We start from the raw sequence: 15249 nt of genomic DNA, 5'->3' as shown, positions 1-15249 counted from the left end.
GCACTCAGTCGTACGGGACTTCCTCGACCACGGTCTCCCGGAAGCGCCACGAGCCCCGGTTGCCATGAGCCTCCGCGCGCAGCCCCGTTTCCCAGGCGATGCGGGCGGCCCGGTGATGCGATACGTCGGGGTAGTCCTCGGGATAGACCGTGATGTAGCCACGGCGGTCGGCGGGGTACGTGCGCAAGGCCTCACGAAGTTTCCGTTCCTGCTCGTCCTGCGTGGCGTGGTTGCGCGTGATGGCCTTGTACGCCTTCCGCATCCTGTTGGCCGGCTCGCGGGCGGCCCTGCGCCTGGCTGCCGCCGAGCCTCGCCACGTCATCCAGCCGACAGAGCCGAGTGCGGCGAGGGCGAACGATCCGGCGCCGAGCAGTTCACCTGCTGGGCTCGCCTCGCCGAGCGTCCGGGGGGCGAGTTCGCCCTCGGGATCCTCCAGCACCGTCAGGACCCGCCCGACGTCGTACGCGTCGGAGGTCGTCTCCAGCTCCGGCCCCAACACCTTCGTGCCGTCCCGCCGCTCCAGCGTGTAGTGGGAGTGCCGGGCCTTGCGCCCCTGCGCCGGATCGAGGCGTTCCTTCGTGACCGTGGCGGAGATCTGTTCGCCGCGCCTCTCCAGCGTGATGTCGTCGCGGGCCATGCCTGCGACCCCCACGGAGAGCACAGAGGCGAACACGATGAACAGCGTCGCGTACAGGCTGGATTCACCGGAGACGCCGAGCCGGTGGATCAGCACGACGAGAAGCACCCCGTGCAGAATCCACAGGGGTATCTGGAGGCCGAGACCGAAGGCGCCCGCGACCAGGTACATCCCCACGATCACCACGGTCACGTAGCAGCCGACGACGATCGCCACCACGGCGCGATACCGCGTACGCCGTTGCCGCGCCGAGCCGCCTGTGTCAACACTCATGGCCGGCGCTTCGCTCCTTCTCCCCTCGGGACCTCCGGGACCTCGTCCCCCGGGATCTCGTCCGCCGGGATCTCGTCCGCCGGGATCTCGTCCGCCGGGATCTCGTCCGCCGGGATCTCGTCCGCCGGGATCTCGTCCGCCGAGACCGACTTCATGATGCCGCCCAGAATCTGGAGGTAGTCGTCCCAGTGCTCCCTGTCCTCCGTCATGAAGAGAAAGAGCGCCGACCCGGGACCGGTTCTCAGCGGCACGCAGACTTCCACGAACCGGATCGTGGTGGGGACGGATTCGTCCAGACCGCAGAGCGCTCCGGGCAGCATCAGGTCCTGGTCGCGAATGCAGAGGGCAGAGGGGCCGTACGGCAGCATGACCACAGCGGCCTCGGCATCCGGATACAGCGCATGCCACTGCTCGGCCGTGCGCCTGGCCGAGCCCGTCCTGTCCTGGACCCCGGGGCCAACCGTCGGCCGCTCGACGAACACGGCCAGCGTCCCCTGGGACAACTTGCCGTCGGCCATCCGGTACATGCAGGTCGAAATGTGCTCGGCGCCCGCCTTGAGCATGGTGTGGAGGGCGTACTCGCCGGACAGGACGAGGCTGAATTTCTGTACGGGTGTGGCGTCCGCGAAGAGCGGGTCGATCGCCTCGGCGGTCCGCAGCATGCGGGCCTCGGAGTCCTCGTCGAGGTCGAACTCCGAGAAGCCAAGGGGCAGATCGAACCAGAAGTCGGGGGCCCCGTCCGGGAAAGGCCCGGTGGAGGCTGCCACGGTCTCCCCGATGGCGGGCCGCAGGCCGACCGCTCCTGCCGGCATCGGCGCTCCAGGAGCCGTCGTCATCAGTCCGACACCTCCCACGCACCAAGACCGATCACGCTGCCGATGGCCATGGCCCCGCCGAACTTGCCGCCGCCGGAGCCATTGACGATGGTTTGCGCTCCGGTGCCCCAGGTGGCGGTGTCGAGCCTCTCGGGGCTCGGCCCAGCGGCGTTGATCGCGGTCGGAGCGGTCAGTGCGAGGTTGCCGGCGGCCTGGACACCTTCCCCGGCGCTCAGGGCGGCTCCCCGCGATACACCCAGCTTGGTCGCAGCGGCGTTCAGAGGCTTCTGGATCACCTTGGAGACCGGGTCGATCTCGTCGACCTTGCGCGCCACGGTCTTGCCGGCTGTCTTCAGCCCGACCCGGGCGCCGTTGGCGAAGCCCTGCGCGGCCCGCCCCGCTGTGACGCCGGCCTTCGCCCCGTTGAACACGGCGCCGACACCGGGCGCCATGCCCAGCGCGTCGCCGCCCAGCGTCAGCCAGTTGCTGGCGTTGGGACCCCAGGGCGGAATGAGCCCCTTCGTCCCGTACGCCGCGGCATGCGCCATGAACGCGACGGCGCTCAGCCCGATGGCCAACGGCGCGAGCACAGGACAGAAGATGGCGATGACACCGACGACGGAGGCCACAACAGTGATCCAGTCCGCGTGCGCCTTGATCCATTCGCCGATGTCGGCGAGGACGTCCCCCAGCTTGCCCGGCAGGTCGGCCAGTGCCTTTCCGAGGCTTTCGAGCGAATCCCCGAGCTTGTCCCACATGCCGGGCTCATTCGGGGCGATATCCATGGCGGCCTTCAGCCGTTCGGCTATTTCCTTGCCGTACGACTGATAGTTCTTCTTCATTCGGCGGCCCTTGCGGCGGAGTTCCTCCAGTTCGATGTCCGTGGAGTTCACCGTCCGATTGACCTCCCGGAGCTTTTCCTCGTGCTCCTCGGCGGCTCTGCTGTCCTTGCCGCCTTTGCCGACCTTCTTGGCTTCATCGGCGCGGTTGAGCTTGCCGACCTTTTCGTACGCGTCGCTCAGCCGCTTGCTGACCTCGGCAGCATCGGCCTCCAGGTCGACGGCGGCCTTCTGCTTGCGTTCCATGTAGTCGGCCCAGTCGGTCAGGGCGGACGAGGCCTCACGGAATGAGTCGCGGGCCTCGTCCATCTTGGGCCGGAACTCGTCGTCGAACTTCTCCCGGAAGCCCTCCGCAGCCTTGCCCTTCCAGTCGCCGACACCGGTCCCGTGCAGCACATGGCAGATCTCGGTGAGCGCCTTCGCCGTCTTGCCGACCTTCTTGGCCACGTCGTCGGCCACCGTTCGGTCACCTGGACAGGGCACGAATCCCAAGGCCGGGAAATCCTCAAGCAGTGCTTCAGCCATGCCTACTTACCGCTCCCCTTGCCTTTGCCCTTCTCGCCCGCCTTGGCGAGTTCATCGTCCAGCTTCTCGAAGGACTCCTTGATCTTGAGGAGCGCCTCCGATGCCTTCCCGGAGAACTTCGTCAGCTGCTTGATCCCGTACGACCACTCGTCACCGAAATCGTCCATGCGCTTGGCGAGTTCGAGCACACCCATCGCATCGCCGCTCACTTTTTCCATGTCACGGCCGGGCTGCTTCATCAGATGGGCAATGTGGTCAAGGTTGCTCTTCACTCTGAGCAACACCGCATAGTCGACCGATAAATCACTCATACCGCTCCCCGTTCACCGACACCCGTCACCCCGCTTTCCGTGGGCGACCGGGCCAGAGCGCAACCGTACGACTGCCGGTGCCACAACAGCGGTTCAGGACGACAGCACTCACGCAGCCTTAACGCCGCGCACTTCGCGTCACGACACGATGACAGTCCATCGAAATGGGACGGCTTGCCCCGCAATCGACCCTGGCGGAACCAACAACCCCACAGATAACGTCGGCCTGTTGGAGACACCCCTCGCCCCACCGGGAGCCGACTGTGAACCGCCGCACCATGCCCGTCACCGCCGCGCTCGCCGCGACCGCAGCCCTGCTTTTGACCGCGTGCGGCAGCGGGGACGACGAATCCAAGGACAACGACAAGATCGCCGGCGCCGAGCAGGGTGCGGACAAGTCGAAGAAGTCCCCCGACCCGTCGGGAGCACCGGCCGAGGACAAGCCGGACGGCGTGGACCTGACGCTGCCCAAGGACATGAAGCTGGTCTTCGACTGGGAGAAGCCGAAGGACAAGAACGAGGCGGCCGCGATGAACGACGCCGCCAACTTCGTCCGGGCCATCTACCACGGCGTCGACAAGCGCACGTCCAAGAACGCGGCCGTGACCACCTACGCCACCGGTGAGGGCCTGCACTACGCGAAGGTGCAGATCGACAGCCGGGTCGAAGACGGCTGGACCGCCACTGGCACGCGACGGCACTACGAAGCGACCACGCGGTCCACGGCGAACGGCAATTCGGTGGAGGTCGCGTTCTGCGCGGACTCGACCAAGTTCTACGGCAAAGAGGTCAAGACCGGGAAGGTCCAGAAGACCAAGCCCAGCATCTCGGACTTCGACCACTTCAAGATCATTATGGTCAAGCACCCGACAGGCAAGGGTCTTTGGCAGGCAGCCAAGGTGTTCGTCGAAGAGAAGGCGGAGAAGTGCCAGTGAACAGACCACGACGTGCGGCCCTCGGTACCGGTACCGCCGCTCTGACACTCGCCCTCGGCGCGCTCACCCTCACGGGCCCCGCCTACGCGGGAGAGCCGGAGAAGAACGGCAACGGAGCCAGCACCGAAGAGAAGGGCGGCGGCGACGGAACCGGCATCTACGCCGCCGCGAAGGTCCAGTACTCCGGAGCCGTCACCAAGGACGGCGCCAGCGGAAACGTCTCCTCGGCAGACGTCAACTGGACGCCGCCGCCCTGCTGGTACGCCCCGTACCTTGGCGCCAAGGACTTCAAGAAGAAGATGTCCAAGAACATCAAGGACGCCAAGAACACACCCGGCATGACGGGCCACGCCGGCGCGGCGATCAACGAGATGGAACGTCACTACGAGGACGACTACGGCTGGACGGACACCCCCGGCTACAAGGACTACAACGTCGACAAGGACGGCGAGGGGATGTTCTGGGCAGGGGTCGAGAACCCCAACGAGCCGGACTACCTGAAGCGGACCGGGTGCACAGACCTGCCCTTCTGGGTCGACAACGGCGAGCCCCCGCCGCCTCAGCACGAAGAAGCCATCACTCCCGAGATGCTGGCCGCCCTCGCCTACCAGCACATGGAGCTCCCGGGTACCAAGGTCACCCTCGCGCCCGAGGCCACGACCAAGGTGAACCTGCCCACGTGGGCCTGGCTCGACAAGGCCGTCTTCGACAAGGTCGAGGCGACGGCGGAGATCAACGTCCCCGGCTTCAACCTCCAGGCGACGACGACCGCCACCCCCAAGTCCCTGACGCTCAACCCCGGCACCAAGGACGCCACCACGATCCCCGCCAACGGCGAATGCCCCATCGTCGACGGCAAGATCGGTGAGCCCTACGCCAAGGGCAAGTCCAAGGAGACCCCGCCCTGCGGCATCATCTACCGCCGCTCGTCGGGGGGCGAGACGTTCCCGCTCAAGGCATCCCTCACCTGGGAGATCAGCTGGACGGGCACGGGCCAGGCGGCACCGGTCAACATGCCCAACGGCACGATCGAGGCAGTGCAGGACATCACGGTCGAGGAGATCCAGTCCATCAACCGCTGAACGGCACAGAACGGGAAGACGATCAGGGCCTGGCGCGACGCTCACCGTCGCACCAGGCTCTTTTTGATCTGTCGGACCACCTGCGTGATACGCCCAACGGACAAGCTGCTGTTGGCGAACTTGCCTATGACACAGCCGAGTTGGACGGCAGCGACAGACTCCGGCGGCAAGGCACGGGAGTCAGCGAGGCATCGTCTCCACCGCGGCCATAACACCGCTGGCGATCTTCGCCACTTGGGTCATCGGCATCTGCCCTGGAGTCTTCGTCGCCCCCTTGCTTCCGCTCCTCACCGCCGGATCCTGGGCCGCCGAACGGCTCCAGAACGGCTGATTGCGGGTGAGGAACTTTCCGTGCGCTTAGCGGTGGAACAGGGACAAGGCGCCGGACCGTGACCGGAACCCGTACAGCTGACAACCCAACCCTGCAACCCCTCTCCCCTCCGCTCACGCCCCTCGTCAGCTGCAACCGTGCCAGCCGAAAAGGTCGCAACCGTTGAGTACGACCAGGGGACATCTGGATCCATCCAAGGTCTGGGCACAATCAGGTCGCGACCAACGTCCGATTCATGCCCATATTCCTCAATCATCCTATTCCGCAAGGAGGTTCGCGGTAGCGAAACTGGCAGCCGCACCGATAGCGTCGTAGCCCACGAAACACCCTCCGCCCCACCGGCAGTCGACCTCAAAACGGCGCCTTTGCCTGTTGCAGCCGCGCTCGCCGCAACCATGGCTTCCAGTCGACGACCTGCGGCAATGGCCCTGATGCAGAGCCACGTGTCTGGATGTGAAGTTAAAGAGGGAAGGAGCGAGGAGTGCACCATGGCTGATCTCGGCGTGGACTACGACTACCTGTACACGATCAAGAAGGACTTGAGAACAGTACGCAAGGAGTTCAAGGGCTGTTCCGGGCATCAGGATGACCTGCGCGACGAGTACGGATCTCCCTACATCTCCGGAGCCATGGAGGATTTCACCGACAACTGGGACGACCACCGCAAGGAGATGCTGGACAACATCGAAAAGGTCGGCAAACTCGTCGAGCAGTCAATCGAGAACTTCGAGAAACTCGACAAGGAACTCGCCGAGGCAAATAAGCGCAAGAAAAAGAAGTAAGGGAGAACTCGCGTGGCTCGCCGACCGGTCGACTGGTCCCCACTTTCCGAATCAGACCCGACCCCAGGCGACCCTGTCGCTGTCCGCCAGGAGGCAAAACGCCTCTCGAACATTGCGGAAACGCTGGCTCGACAAGTGAAGAAGCTCCGCGAACTCGGCGATGACGACAACATCAAGGGAAAGTACGCGAAGAGTCTGAAGGAAGAGTCCGACGAACTCGCCGGACGCTTCGACAAGACCAAGGGGCGCTACGAGAAGGTGTCGGGCCACCTGAACACATGGGCCGACGAGTTGGAGCATGCCCAAGGCCTTGCCAAAAAGGCACGCGACAAAGCGCAGGCTGATGAGAAGGACGAGGAAGCGGTCGAGGAGGCGAGGAAGCAGCTCTTCACCGCCACCTCCCACTACTACAGCCACGCGATCTCGTTGCGCACGAGCATCCTGGAAGCTATCGATGACGCGGTAGAGGACAGCATGTGGGACGACTTGGTTGCCTGGGCCAAGGAACACGCGGACGGTTTCAAGCTCTTTCTCGATGTGCTCAGCTGGATCGGGACGGCGTTGGCCATTGCTGCAATCTTCATCCCAGGCCTCAACTTCCTCGTCATCGGGCTGGGATTCATGGTCTTGGCAGGCCGCTTCGTGCTGGTGAAGGCCGGGAAGGCCACGTGGATGGACCTCGCCTTCGATGCGTTCGGGCTGGTCACCATGGGGCTGGGTCGTGGTGCCATGATCGGGCTCAAGGCCGCGAGCAAGTCGACTCGTGCTGCTTCCACGGTTCACCGGGTCACCAAGCTCAAGGACGGCGTTGCGGCTACCAGGTCCCTGCGTAACCAACTGGCCAACCGGCTCGCGAGCGCGACCGACGACGGGGCCAAGGCCAGCATCCGCCAGGAGATGACCGCTCTTCGCAAGGGGATCGCCGGACGCGCCGGACGCGTGGCCGACGAGATGCCCCCGCCCAGCAAGTGGTCCACAGCCGTGCACCTCGGAGACAGCGAGCTCGCCTCCGTGCGCCAGGGGATCAAGACGAACAAAGACCTGTTCGGAGAGGGCGTCTCGAGGGGGGCCAAGCTGGGTGGAAATGCCACCTATAGCCTCGCAATGGCAGCCACCTACGGCGGTACGGCCGTCGACTGGGGGGACAAGCTGCTGGGCGACAACGACACCATGAATGCGGTGAGCGATGGGGTCGACATTCCACACAAGCCCAGCTGGGACGGCTACAACGACTTCAAGGCAAGCCACGGCGTGACGCAGGCCTCGTCCGCCTGGTAGACACTTTCAACGGCAGGCCGCGAGATACGGAACCTGGAGCCTCTTACATGATGGACAACGGAACAGTCGGCGCGGCCACCGGCCTCTCACCTGAGGACGGGAGGGTGATCAGGAACGCGCGGATTGCCATCGTGACTCCCCTCGCCTTCCTTGCCGTCGTCATCATCGGCGGGGCCCTCATCTCTTCCGGAGCCATCCCGAAATCGCTCAGTGGTGTCCTGCGTGTTCCAGGACAAGCACTGCCGTTGCTGGCGGTCGTCGCCCTGTCCATCGGCGTCGTCGTCCTACACAACCAAGGCAGATGGCGGAAGGAATTCATCCTCTACTTCGCGGGAGGCGGACTTGCCCAACTCGCGCCGCTGTTCCTGCTGATGCACCACTACCCCGCGGTCCTGATAGCGCCTTTGCTGCCCGGTGCGATCACTCTCGCCTATGGGGCAATCAGCCGAAGGAGCCGCCGTGACGCCACCGACTGATACCAGGAACGCTTTCGGTTACACCCTGATTGTGCCTCCCGGGTGGACGCGGATCCCCCTGCGGGAGGGCACCCAAGATGCGGTCAAGAAGATCGTTGATGAGGCTGCCGAGAGGCTTTCGCACGATCTTCCCAGGGACAAAGTGACGGAAGCCCGGCTGGAGCTTTATCGAAGGCTGCACTCTTCAGTCAAGGAAGCACAGCGACGGGACGGGGTAGACCTCTACCTTCCCGTGGAGCCCATGCACGGGTACCTCATCGCCGCTTCCATCATCGTCGCCAAAATCGACACTGCAACGCGCGACGGGGTCGGTCGGCAGGACGTACTGACCCAGTTGCTCACCAATTCCGCGGATTCCGAACCCGCGGAGGTAGCCGGCTCGGCGGCGGTACGCAAAGAACGCACAGTGGACGCAGACCCGGAGAAGGGCGCCGAAGCGCCGTCGAGGCACGTCGACTACATCGTGCAAGTGCCCTCGTCCGGTGCGGATACCGGATGGGTCGTCGTCAGTTTCAGCACCATCGGTGACGGAGACCCCAAGGGCGACTTCACCGACATCCTCGTCGAGCTTTTCGACGCCGTCATGACCACGTTCCGTTGGAGGACCGAGTGACCGTCACCTTCTCCCTCGACACGGACAGCGATGCCACCGTCTGGCCCGCCATGCCCGTCCTCGGCGAAGGACGCGGTGCCGTGCGGGAGCGCAAGAAGTGGGCTCGCCGTACATCGGAACTGCTCTGGGCACTCGTCGACGACGAACCGGTCGACAAGAAGCAGGTCAAGGTGCTGGCCTTCGAGCTCGATTCCGCAGCCGAGCTGATCCCGCAGACAGTTCCGGTGCACCAGATCTTTCTCTACGTTCCGGATCCCCGCCGGGAGTTCCTCACCTTCCTCGTCCACGCGGGCCCGAGCGAGGGTGACGTCGAGTCGACACTGGAGGAACTCGTCCAGAAGAACGAGCCGGGTGCCGTCCAGGACCCCGAGGTGATCGACTTCGACACGGAGCGCTTGGGGCGTGGCATGCGCTCGATCCGCTATTTCGTCGCGGCCAAGGCCGGTGCCATGTGCTGCTCGGTGAACTACGCCTGGCGCATCGAGTCTCTTGGCATCGATGTGATCGTGCGCACCCTCGGCGAGGACATCGGGTGGATCACCTCGAACATCGACGAGTTCGACGACTTCGCTCGAAGCCTTTTCGTCAACCTCGACACATAGTTCTGCCGGAGACGCGCTCTCAGGTGACGAGTACAGCCGCATGAAGGACCGCGTGACACGACCAGTGGGATCGCGATGGTGGTCCTGCTCCTTGGCCTGTCCCGCCGGCTTTGCAGGAATGCGGCACCTGACACTCTCTACCCGAGATCCCGCAGCACCCGAACCCCGCATCCGACACATCCGCGACCAGGGCCGCAAGCGCGGCAATCAGCGTCACGTTCAACAAGCCTCGTGGGTCGGGCAGCAGGCAGACGCCGACGACCGCGAACGGGACGGTGAAGGAGACCGTGTAGAAGCTGCGGAGGATTCTGGGGGGGTACGACAGTGCCGGGCTCGTCCGACTCCATCCGGTCCCGTCGGACGCGTCTGATCTCTGCCGCCGCGGCCTCACCACTCATCGGCCTCAACTCCCGGAGAGAGCGGTGCGACAGGCTTCCCCATCGCCCCGCCACTCTCGGAAAGGCCGTGAGCCACTACTTCTTCGCAGCCCGCCCCAGCTCGTCATCAATCTGCTCAAACTTGTCCGCGGCGTTGGTCAGGTAGTCACCCATGCCGTCCAGACCGTCGAGCGTGTCCTTGGCGCCCTTGACGAACTCGTCGAAGTTCTCGTCGAAGGCCTTCGAGGAGCTCTTCGTCACGTAGCCGGTCTCGACCAGGTTCGCGATGTACTTCCGCAGGCCGTCCAGCTTCTCCTTGAGCTTGTCCTTCTCCTTGACGACGTGCTTGGCCGCGTCTCGCATGTCCTGATATGTGACATCAAGGTCCTTGGCCATGTGGCTCTCTCCTCATCAACTCGCCGCAGGGCCAGCCCCCGTGGCTCCCGTTTCGCGCGGATGGTGTGATCGTCCGCTCTTGCGCCAGCAGCTTACGGGTGGGGCGGAAGGGATCACACCCCGGTTCAGTCACAGCTCTGCTATGAGCCGGTGCACAGGCCGTTGCCAGTGGGAAGGGTGGAGCGGCTATCGTCAACGCCATTGTTCAGTTACGGGGAGGACGATCGTGCGCCTGACTCTGACCGTCGTCGATCCGTTCGGCGGTGCCACCGCCGACGTGGTCCTCGACGCCGATCCCGAGTCCACCGTGCAGGACATAGCGGTCGAACTGGCGCGGCAGGTCGGCCTCGGCGGTGCGGACGGCGGGCAGGGCGCAGGCGCGCAGATCATTCCGATCGGGTTCGGGAGCAATCAAGTCCCCGCCGCCGGGGCTCCCCTCGTCTATGTCGACGGGTACGCCGTCGATCCCACCGCCACCGTCGGCACCTCCCCGCTGCGCGAAGGCGCCGTCGTCAGCCTGAACGACCCCGCAGGCTGCCTGCCCGGCGAACCCACCGGCCTCGTCGAGCTGCGCGTCGCCAGCGGGCCGACGGCGGGTGCCGTGCACCGGCTCGGCATCGGGCGCTACGACATCGGCAGCGGGCCCGCCGCGTACATCCGTATCGATGATCCGGAGATGAACGACCGCGCCCTCACGTTGTCAGTTGCAACCGATGGCACCTGCCAAGTCACCCTGCACGGGGACGAGAAGGACAAGGAGGGCGTAACCCTCGACGGTGAGCCCTTCGGCACGGAGAAGAGCGCCGACAGCGACGGGGACAAGAAGAAGGACAAGAAGAGGGACAAGAAAGAGCGGCGGGACAGCGAAAAGCGGCGTGACAGTGGTGAGTGGCCGCTCGGTGCGCAGATCGCGCTCGGGAACACTCTGCTCGAACTGATTCGGTACGCGCCCCCGAACGCCGCCCTGAAGTGGTCCGAGGACGGTGCCGGGCTCGACTACAACCGGCCTCCGCGGCTGCGGCCGCCCGAGCGGCAGACCACCTTCCGCCTTCCCACCCCGCCCCGGGACTATGAAGCTCGGCCGCTGCCCTGGCTGATGGCCCTGTTCCCGCTGGTGGGTGCCGTTGTCGCCGCGATGATCTTTGACCGCTGGTACTACCTGATCATGGCGGGCCTCAGCCCGATCATGCTCTTCGGCAACTACTTCATGGACAAGAAGCACGGGCGCAAGTCCCATGCGAAGCAGGTCAAGGAGTACAAGGAGACCAAGGAGCGGATCGAGAAGGACGCCCAGGACGCGCTCGTCGCCGAGCGGCTCGACCGGCGGCAGGCCGTCCCCGACCCCGCCACCGTCCTCGCCCTCAGCACCGGCCCCCGCACCCGTCTCTGGGAGCGGCGGCGCACCGACGCCGACCATCTCCTCCTCCGGTTCGGCACCGGGCAGATGCCCTCGGAAGTCATCCTCGACGACCCGGAGAAGGACGACCACCGGCGGCAGGTGACGTGGAAGATCGAGGACGCGCCGGTCGCCCTGCCCCTGAAGGGACTTGGGGTCATCGGCATCGCGGGCCCCGGCGACTCGGCGACCGCGCTCGGCCGCTGGGCGGTGGCGCAGACCGCGACGCTGCACAGCCCGATGGACGTCCAGTTCTACGTCCTGACCGAGAACACCGCGCGGGACAGCTGGGACTGGGTGCGCTGGCTCCCGCATTCCCGGCCGTCTTCCGGCCAGGACATCAACGTACTCATCGGCACGGACGCGGAGACCGTCGGCGCCCGCATCGGTGAGCTGACCCAGACGCTCGAAGCCCGGCTGAAGGCCCTGGAGGAGAACAAGAGCCAGGGGGCCAACTTCTCCGACCCGGACATCGTCGTGGTGTGGGACGGCTCGCGGCGGCTGCGGTCCCTGCCGGGCGTTGTGCGGCTGCTGCGCGAGGGCCCTTCCGTGGGCATGTACGCGCTCTGCCTCGACTCCGAGGAGCGGTTCCTGCCGGGTGAGTGCCAGGCCTTCGTCGTCGCCGAGCCGAAGCCCAAGGAGCACGACAACGAGAACCAGGGCCGCTCGCTTCAGCCGACTGCCGCCGCGCCGCAGCAGGCCCCCGGCGGATTCCCCTCCTTCCAGGCCTGGCACACCACGACCACGCCCGACACTCCCCAGTCCAGCGCGGCGCCGGAGCTGCGGCTGCGCGTCGAGATGACCGGCGCCGAGCGGGTGCGGGGCGTACGGCCCGACTTCGTGTCGCCCAGCTGGTGCCTGCGGCTCGCCCGCTCGGTGTCCGCGCTGCGCGACATCAGCGGCGAGACCGAGGACTCCGCGCTGCCGGGCTCGAGCCGGCTGCTCGACGTGCTGCAGCTGGAGCCGCCGACGGCGGGCGCCATCACCGCCCGCTGGCAGGCGGGCGGACAGTCGACGATGGCCGTCATCGGTGAGTCGTACGACGGGCCTTTCGGCATCGACATGCGCAAGGACGGGCCGCACGGTCTGATCGCGGGAACGACCGGTTCGGGTAAGTCGGAGCTGCTGCAGACCATCGTGGCGGCGCTCGCCGTCGCCAACACCCCCGAGAACATGACCTTCGTGCTCGTGGACTACAAGGGTGGGTCCGCCTTCAAGGACTGTGTGAAGCTGCCGCACACCGTCGGCATGGTCACCGACCTCGACGCGCACCTCGTCGAGCGCGCCCTCGAATCCCTCGGCGCCGAGCTGAAGCGGCGCGAGCACATCCTCGCCGACGCCGACGCCAAGGACATCGAGGACTACCAGGACCTGGTGCGGCGCGATCCGTCGCACGCTCCCGTGCCCCGACTCCTCATCGTCATCGACGAGTTCGCCTCCATGGTGCGCGACCTGCCCGACTTCGTGACGGGACTCGTGAACATCGCTCAGCGTGGTCGTTCGCTCGGCATTCACCTGCTGCTCGCCACGCAGCGCCCGAGCGGTGTCGTGTCCCCGGAGATCCGCGCCAACACCAACCTCCGTATCGCCCTGCGCGTGACGGACGGCGGCGAGTCCTCCGACGTCATCGACTCCCCCGAGGCCGGGCACATCTCCAAGAACACGCCGGGTCGCGCGTACGTGCGTCTCGGGCATGCCTCGCTCGTTCCCTTCCAGTCGGGCCGCGTCGGTGGCCGGCGCCCCGGCGCCGCCGATCCGACGCTGCTCGCGCCGTGGGTCGACTCCCTGGACTGGGCGAACCTGGGGCGCGGCACGCTGGTCAAGCCGAAGGCCGAGGCACGCGAGGAGGAGGAGATCACCGACCTGAAGGTCCTGGTCGACACGGTCATCGAGGCCAACGCCACGCTCGGCATCCCCGCCCAGCACAGCCCGTGGCTGCCGGCGCTCTCCGAGACGCTGCTGCTCGACGAGGTGCCGGTGTCGGCGGCCGCGACGGGCCCCGGCAAGCTGGCCCCCGCGCCGTACGGCATCGAGGACCTGCCCGGCGACCAGGCCCGCCGCGCGGTCGTCGTGGACTTCGCGTCCTTCGGGCATCTGATGATCGGCGGTGCGCCGCGCAGCGGCCGCTCGCAGGTCCTGCGCACCATCGCGGGCTCCATCGCCCGTACGCACTCCAGTGCCGATGTGCACCTCTACGGCATCGACTGCGGCAACGGCGCGCTCAACGCCCTGACCCGGCTTCCGCACTGCGGCGCGGTCGTCAGCCGTAACCAGACCGAGCGTGTGGTCCGTCTCGTCAACCGTCTCAAGGGCGAACTCACGCGCCGCCAAGACCTGTTGGCGGACAAGGGGTACGCCGACATCGGCGAGCAGCGGGCCGCCGAGCCCGCGGACGACCGCCTTCCGCACCTGGTCGTGCTGCTCGACCGCTGGGAGGGCTGGCTGCCCACGCTCGGCGAGATCGACCACGGCAGCCTGACGGACGAGCTCACGACGATCATGCGTGAGGGCGCGAGCGTCGGCATCCACATGATCCTGACCGGTGACCGCCAGCTGCTCGTCGGCCGCATCTCCTCCCTCACCGAGGACAAGTACGGCCTGCGGCTCGCGGACCGCTCCGACTTCTCGATGCTCGGCATCCCCAGCAAGAAGGTGCCCGAGGAGATCCCGCCGGGCCGCGCGTACAAGAACGAGAGCGGTACGGAGACACAGTTCGCGCTGCTCTCGGACGATGTCACCGGACAGGGGCAGGCCGCCGCGGTCACCGCGATCGGCGAGGCGGCCACGGCCCGCGACGCGGACGTGCCGCGCCATCGGCGCCCGTTCCGCGTCGACACGCTGCCGAGCCGCATCTCCTTCGACGAGGCCTGGGAGCTGCGCGACCCGGAGGCCTCCCGCTCCAAGCTGTGGGCCCTGGTGGGCATCGGCGGCGACGAGGTCATGGGCCACGGCCCCGATCTCGCCGACGGCGTACCGGCGTTCGTCATCGCGGGTCCGGCCAAGTCCGGCCGCTCCACGGTCCTGATGAACATGGCCCGGTCCTATCTCGCACAGGGCGTACGTCTGGTCATCGCGGCCCCGCGCCAGTCGCCACTGCGCCAACTCGAAGGCACCGAGGGCGTGTTGAAGGTCTTCACCGGCGACGACATCGACGAGGACGACTTCGAGGAGGCCATCGACCCGGCCTCTTTGGACGAGCCGATCGTGGTGCTCATCGACGACGCCGAAATGCTGGAGGACTGCGACGCCGAGGGCCACTTCAAGCGCATCGTCCAGCGCGGCGCCGACCAGGGCCTCGCGATCGTCCTCGCCGGTGACGAGGAGGACGTATGCAGCGGCTTCTCCGGCTGGCAGGTCGACGTGAAGAAGGCCCGCCGCGGCATCCTGCTCTCCCCGCAGGACAGTTCGAGCGGAGACCTCATCGGTCTGCGCATCTCCCGCAGCGTGGTGGGCGGCCCGGTCGCCCCCGGCAAGGGCATGCTGCACCTCGGGGGCGGCGAGCTGGCGACGGTCACCACGCCGATGTGACGTGCCATCAGGGGGCGGGGATTTCCCCGCCCCCTGGTGCGGGGTTGCCCCCG

At 66.5% G+C, this 15249-nt stretch carries 13 protein-coding genes; 8 read left to right on the top strand and 5 right to left on the bottom strand.

Features of this window, described 5'->3' with window-relative positions; all coding sequences use genetic code 11:
* Positions 1 to 4 precede the first annotated feature (4 nt).
* From AB0G47_RS13540 to AB0G47_RS13525, 4 genes are all read right to left on the bottom strand, one after another.
* On the bottom strand, positions 5 to 910 hold the full coding sequence (locus AB0G47_RS13540) for a hypothetical protein (RefSeq protein WP_360768193.1): 906 nt from the start codon (positions 908 to 910) through the stop codon (positions 5 to 7).
* Positions 907 to 1746: a hypothetical protein gene (locus AB0G47_RS13535; protein WP_360768191.1), complete on the bottom strand. Its 840-nt coding sequence runs from the start codon at positions 1744 to 1746 to the stop codon at positions 907 to 909. Before AB0G47_RS13535 ends, AB0G47_RS13540 begins: the two co-directional genes overlap by 4 nt.
* The gene (locus tag AB0G47_RS13530; protein ID WP_360768189.1) at positions 1746 to 3023 is read right to left on the bottom strand and encodes a putative T7SS-secreted protein; all 1278 of its coding nucleotides are present in this window, start codon (positions 3021 to 3023) and stop codon (positions 1746 to 1748) included. Before AB0G47_RS13530 ends, AB0G47_RS13535 begins: the two co-directional genes overlap by 1 nt.
* Before the next feature lie 68 nt (positions 3024 to 3091).
* Positions 3092 to 3361 (bottom strand): hypothetical protein, encoded by a 270-nt coding sequence (locus AB0G47_RS13525; protein ID WP_360768186.1) that lies wholly within the window; start codon positions 3359 to 3361, stop codon positions 3092 to 3094.
* Between the two features lie 302 nt (positions 3362 to 3663).
* Here AB0G47_RS13525 and AB0G47_RS13520 point away from each other — a divergent pair, with 302 nt between their 5' ends.
* From AB0G47_RS13520 to AB0G47_RS13490, 7 genes are all read left to right on the top strand, one after another.
* Entirely contained in the window at positions 3664 to 4335 is a 672-nt protein-coding gene (locus tag AB0G47_RS13520) for a hypothetical protein (protein ID WP_360768183.1), read from the top strand.
* Positions 4332 to 5417: a hypothetical protein gene (locus AB0G47_RS13515; protein WP_360768180.1), complete on the top strand. Its 1086-nt coding sequence runs from the start codon at positions 4332 to 4334 to the stop codon at positions 5415 to 5417. Before AB0G47_RS13520 ends, AB0G47_RS13515 begins: the two co-directional genes overlap by 4 nt.
* Before the next feature lie 819 nt (positions 5418 to 6236).
* Positions 6237 to 6530 carry a hypothetical protein gene (locus tag AB0G47_RS13510; protein WP_360768177.1) on the top strand — a complete coding sequence of 98 codons (294 nt, stop codon included), beginning with the start codon at positions 6237 to 6239 and terminating at the stop codon, positions 6528 to 6530.
* A 12-nt stretch (positions 6531 to 6542) separates the two neighbouring features.
* On the top strand, positions 6543 to 7808 hold the full coding sequence (locus AB0G47_RS13505) for a putative T7SS-secreted protein (protein ID WP_360768175.1): 1266 nt from the start codon (positions 6543 to 6545) through the stop codon (positions 7806 to 7808).
* A 131-nt stretch (positions 7809 to 7939) separates the two neighbouring features.
* The gene (locus AB0G47_RS13500; RefSeq protein WP_360768174.1) at positions 7940 to 8284 is read left to right on the top strand and encodes a hypothetical protein; all 345 of its coding nucleotides are present in this window, start codon (positions 7940 to 7942) and stop codon (positions 8282 to 8284) included.
* Positions 8268 to 8897, top strand: coding sequence for a hypothetical protein (locus AB0G47_RS13495; RefSeq protein WP_360768172.1), 630 nt, complete (start codon positions 8268 to 8270; stop codon positions 8895 to 8897). The genes AB0G47_RS13500 and AB0G47_RS13495 overlap by 17 nt, the downstream gene beginning before the upstream one ends.
* Positions 8894 to 9499, top strand: a complete 606-nt coding sequence (locus tag AB0G47_RS13490; protein ID WP_360768169.1) for a hypothetical protein — start codon at positions 8894 to 8896, stop codon at positions 9497 to 9499. Before AB0G47_RS13495 ends, AB0G47_RS13490 begins: the two co-directional genes overlap by 4 nt.
* Before the next feature lie 473 nt (positions 9500 to 9972).
* Here AB0G47_RS13490 and AB0G47_RS13485 read toward each other — a convergent pair whose 3' ends face one another.
* Positions 9973 to 10272, bottom strand: coding sequence for a WXG100 family type VII secretion target (locus AB0G47_RS13485; protein WP_360768166.1), 300 nt, complete (start codon positions 10270 to 10272; stop codon positions 9973 to 9975).
* A 226-nt stretch (positions 10273 to 10498) separates the two neighbouring features.
* On the opposite strand from AB0G47_RS13485, the gene AB0G47_RS13480 reads away from it, so the two are divergent.
* Positions 10499 to 15196, top strand: a complete 4698-nt coding sequence (locus tag AB0G47_RS13480) for an FtsK/SpoIIIE domain-containing protein (RefSeq protein ID WP_360768163.1) — start codon at positions 10499 to 10501, stop codon at positions 15194 to 15196.
* Positions 15197 to 15249: the final 53 nt, after the last annotated feature.

Source organism: Streptomyces sp. NPDC021622, from assembly GCF_040640795.1.
In the GTDB taxonomy this organism is placed as follows: Bacteria; Actinomycetota; Actinomycetes; order Streptomycetales; family Streptomycetaceae; genus Streptomyces.
Note: the sequence above shows the minus strand (reverse complement) of the source record. Positions and strands in the feature narration are given on the sequence as shown.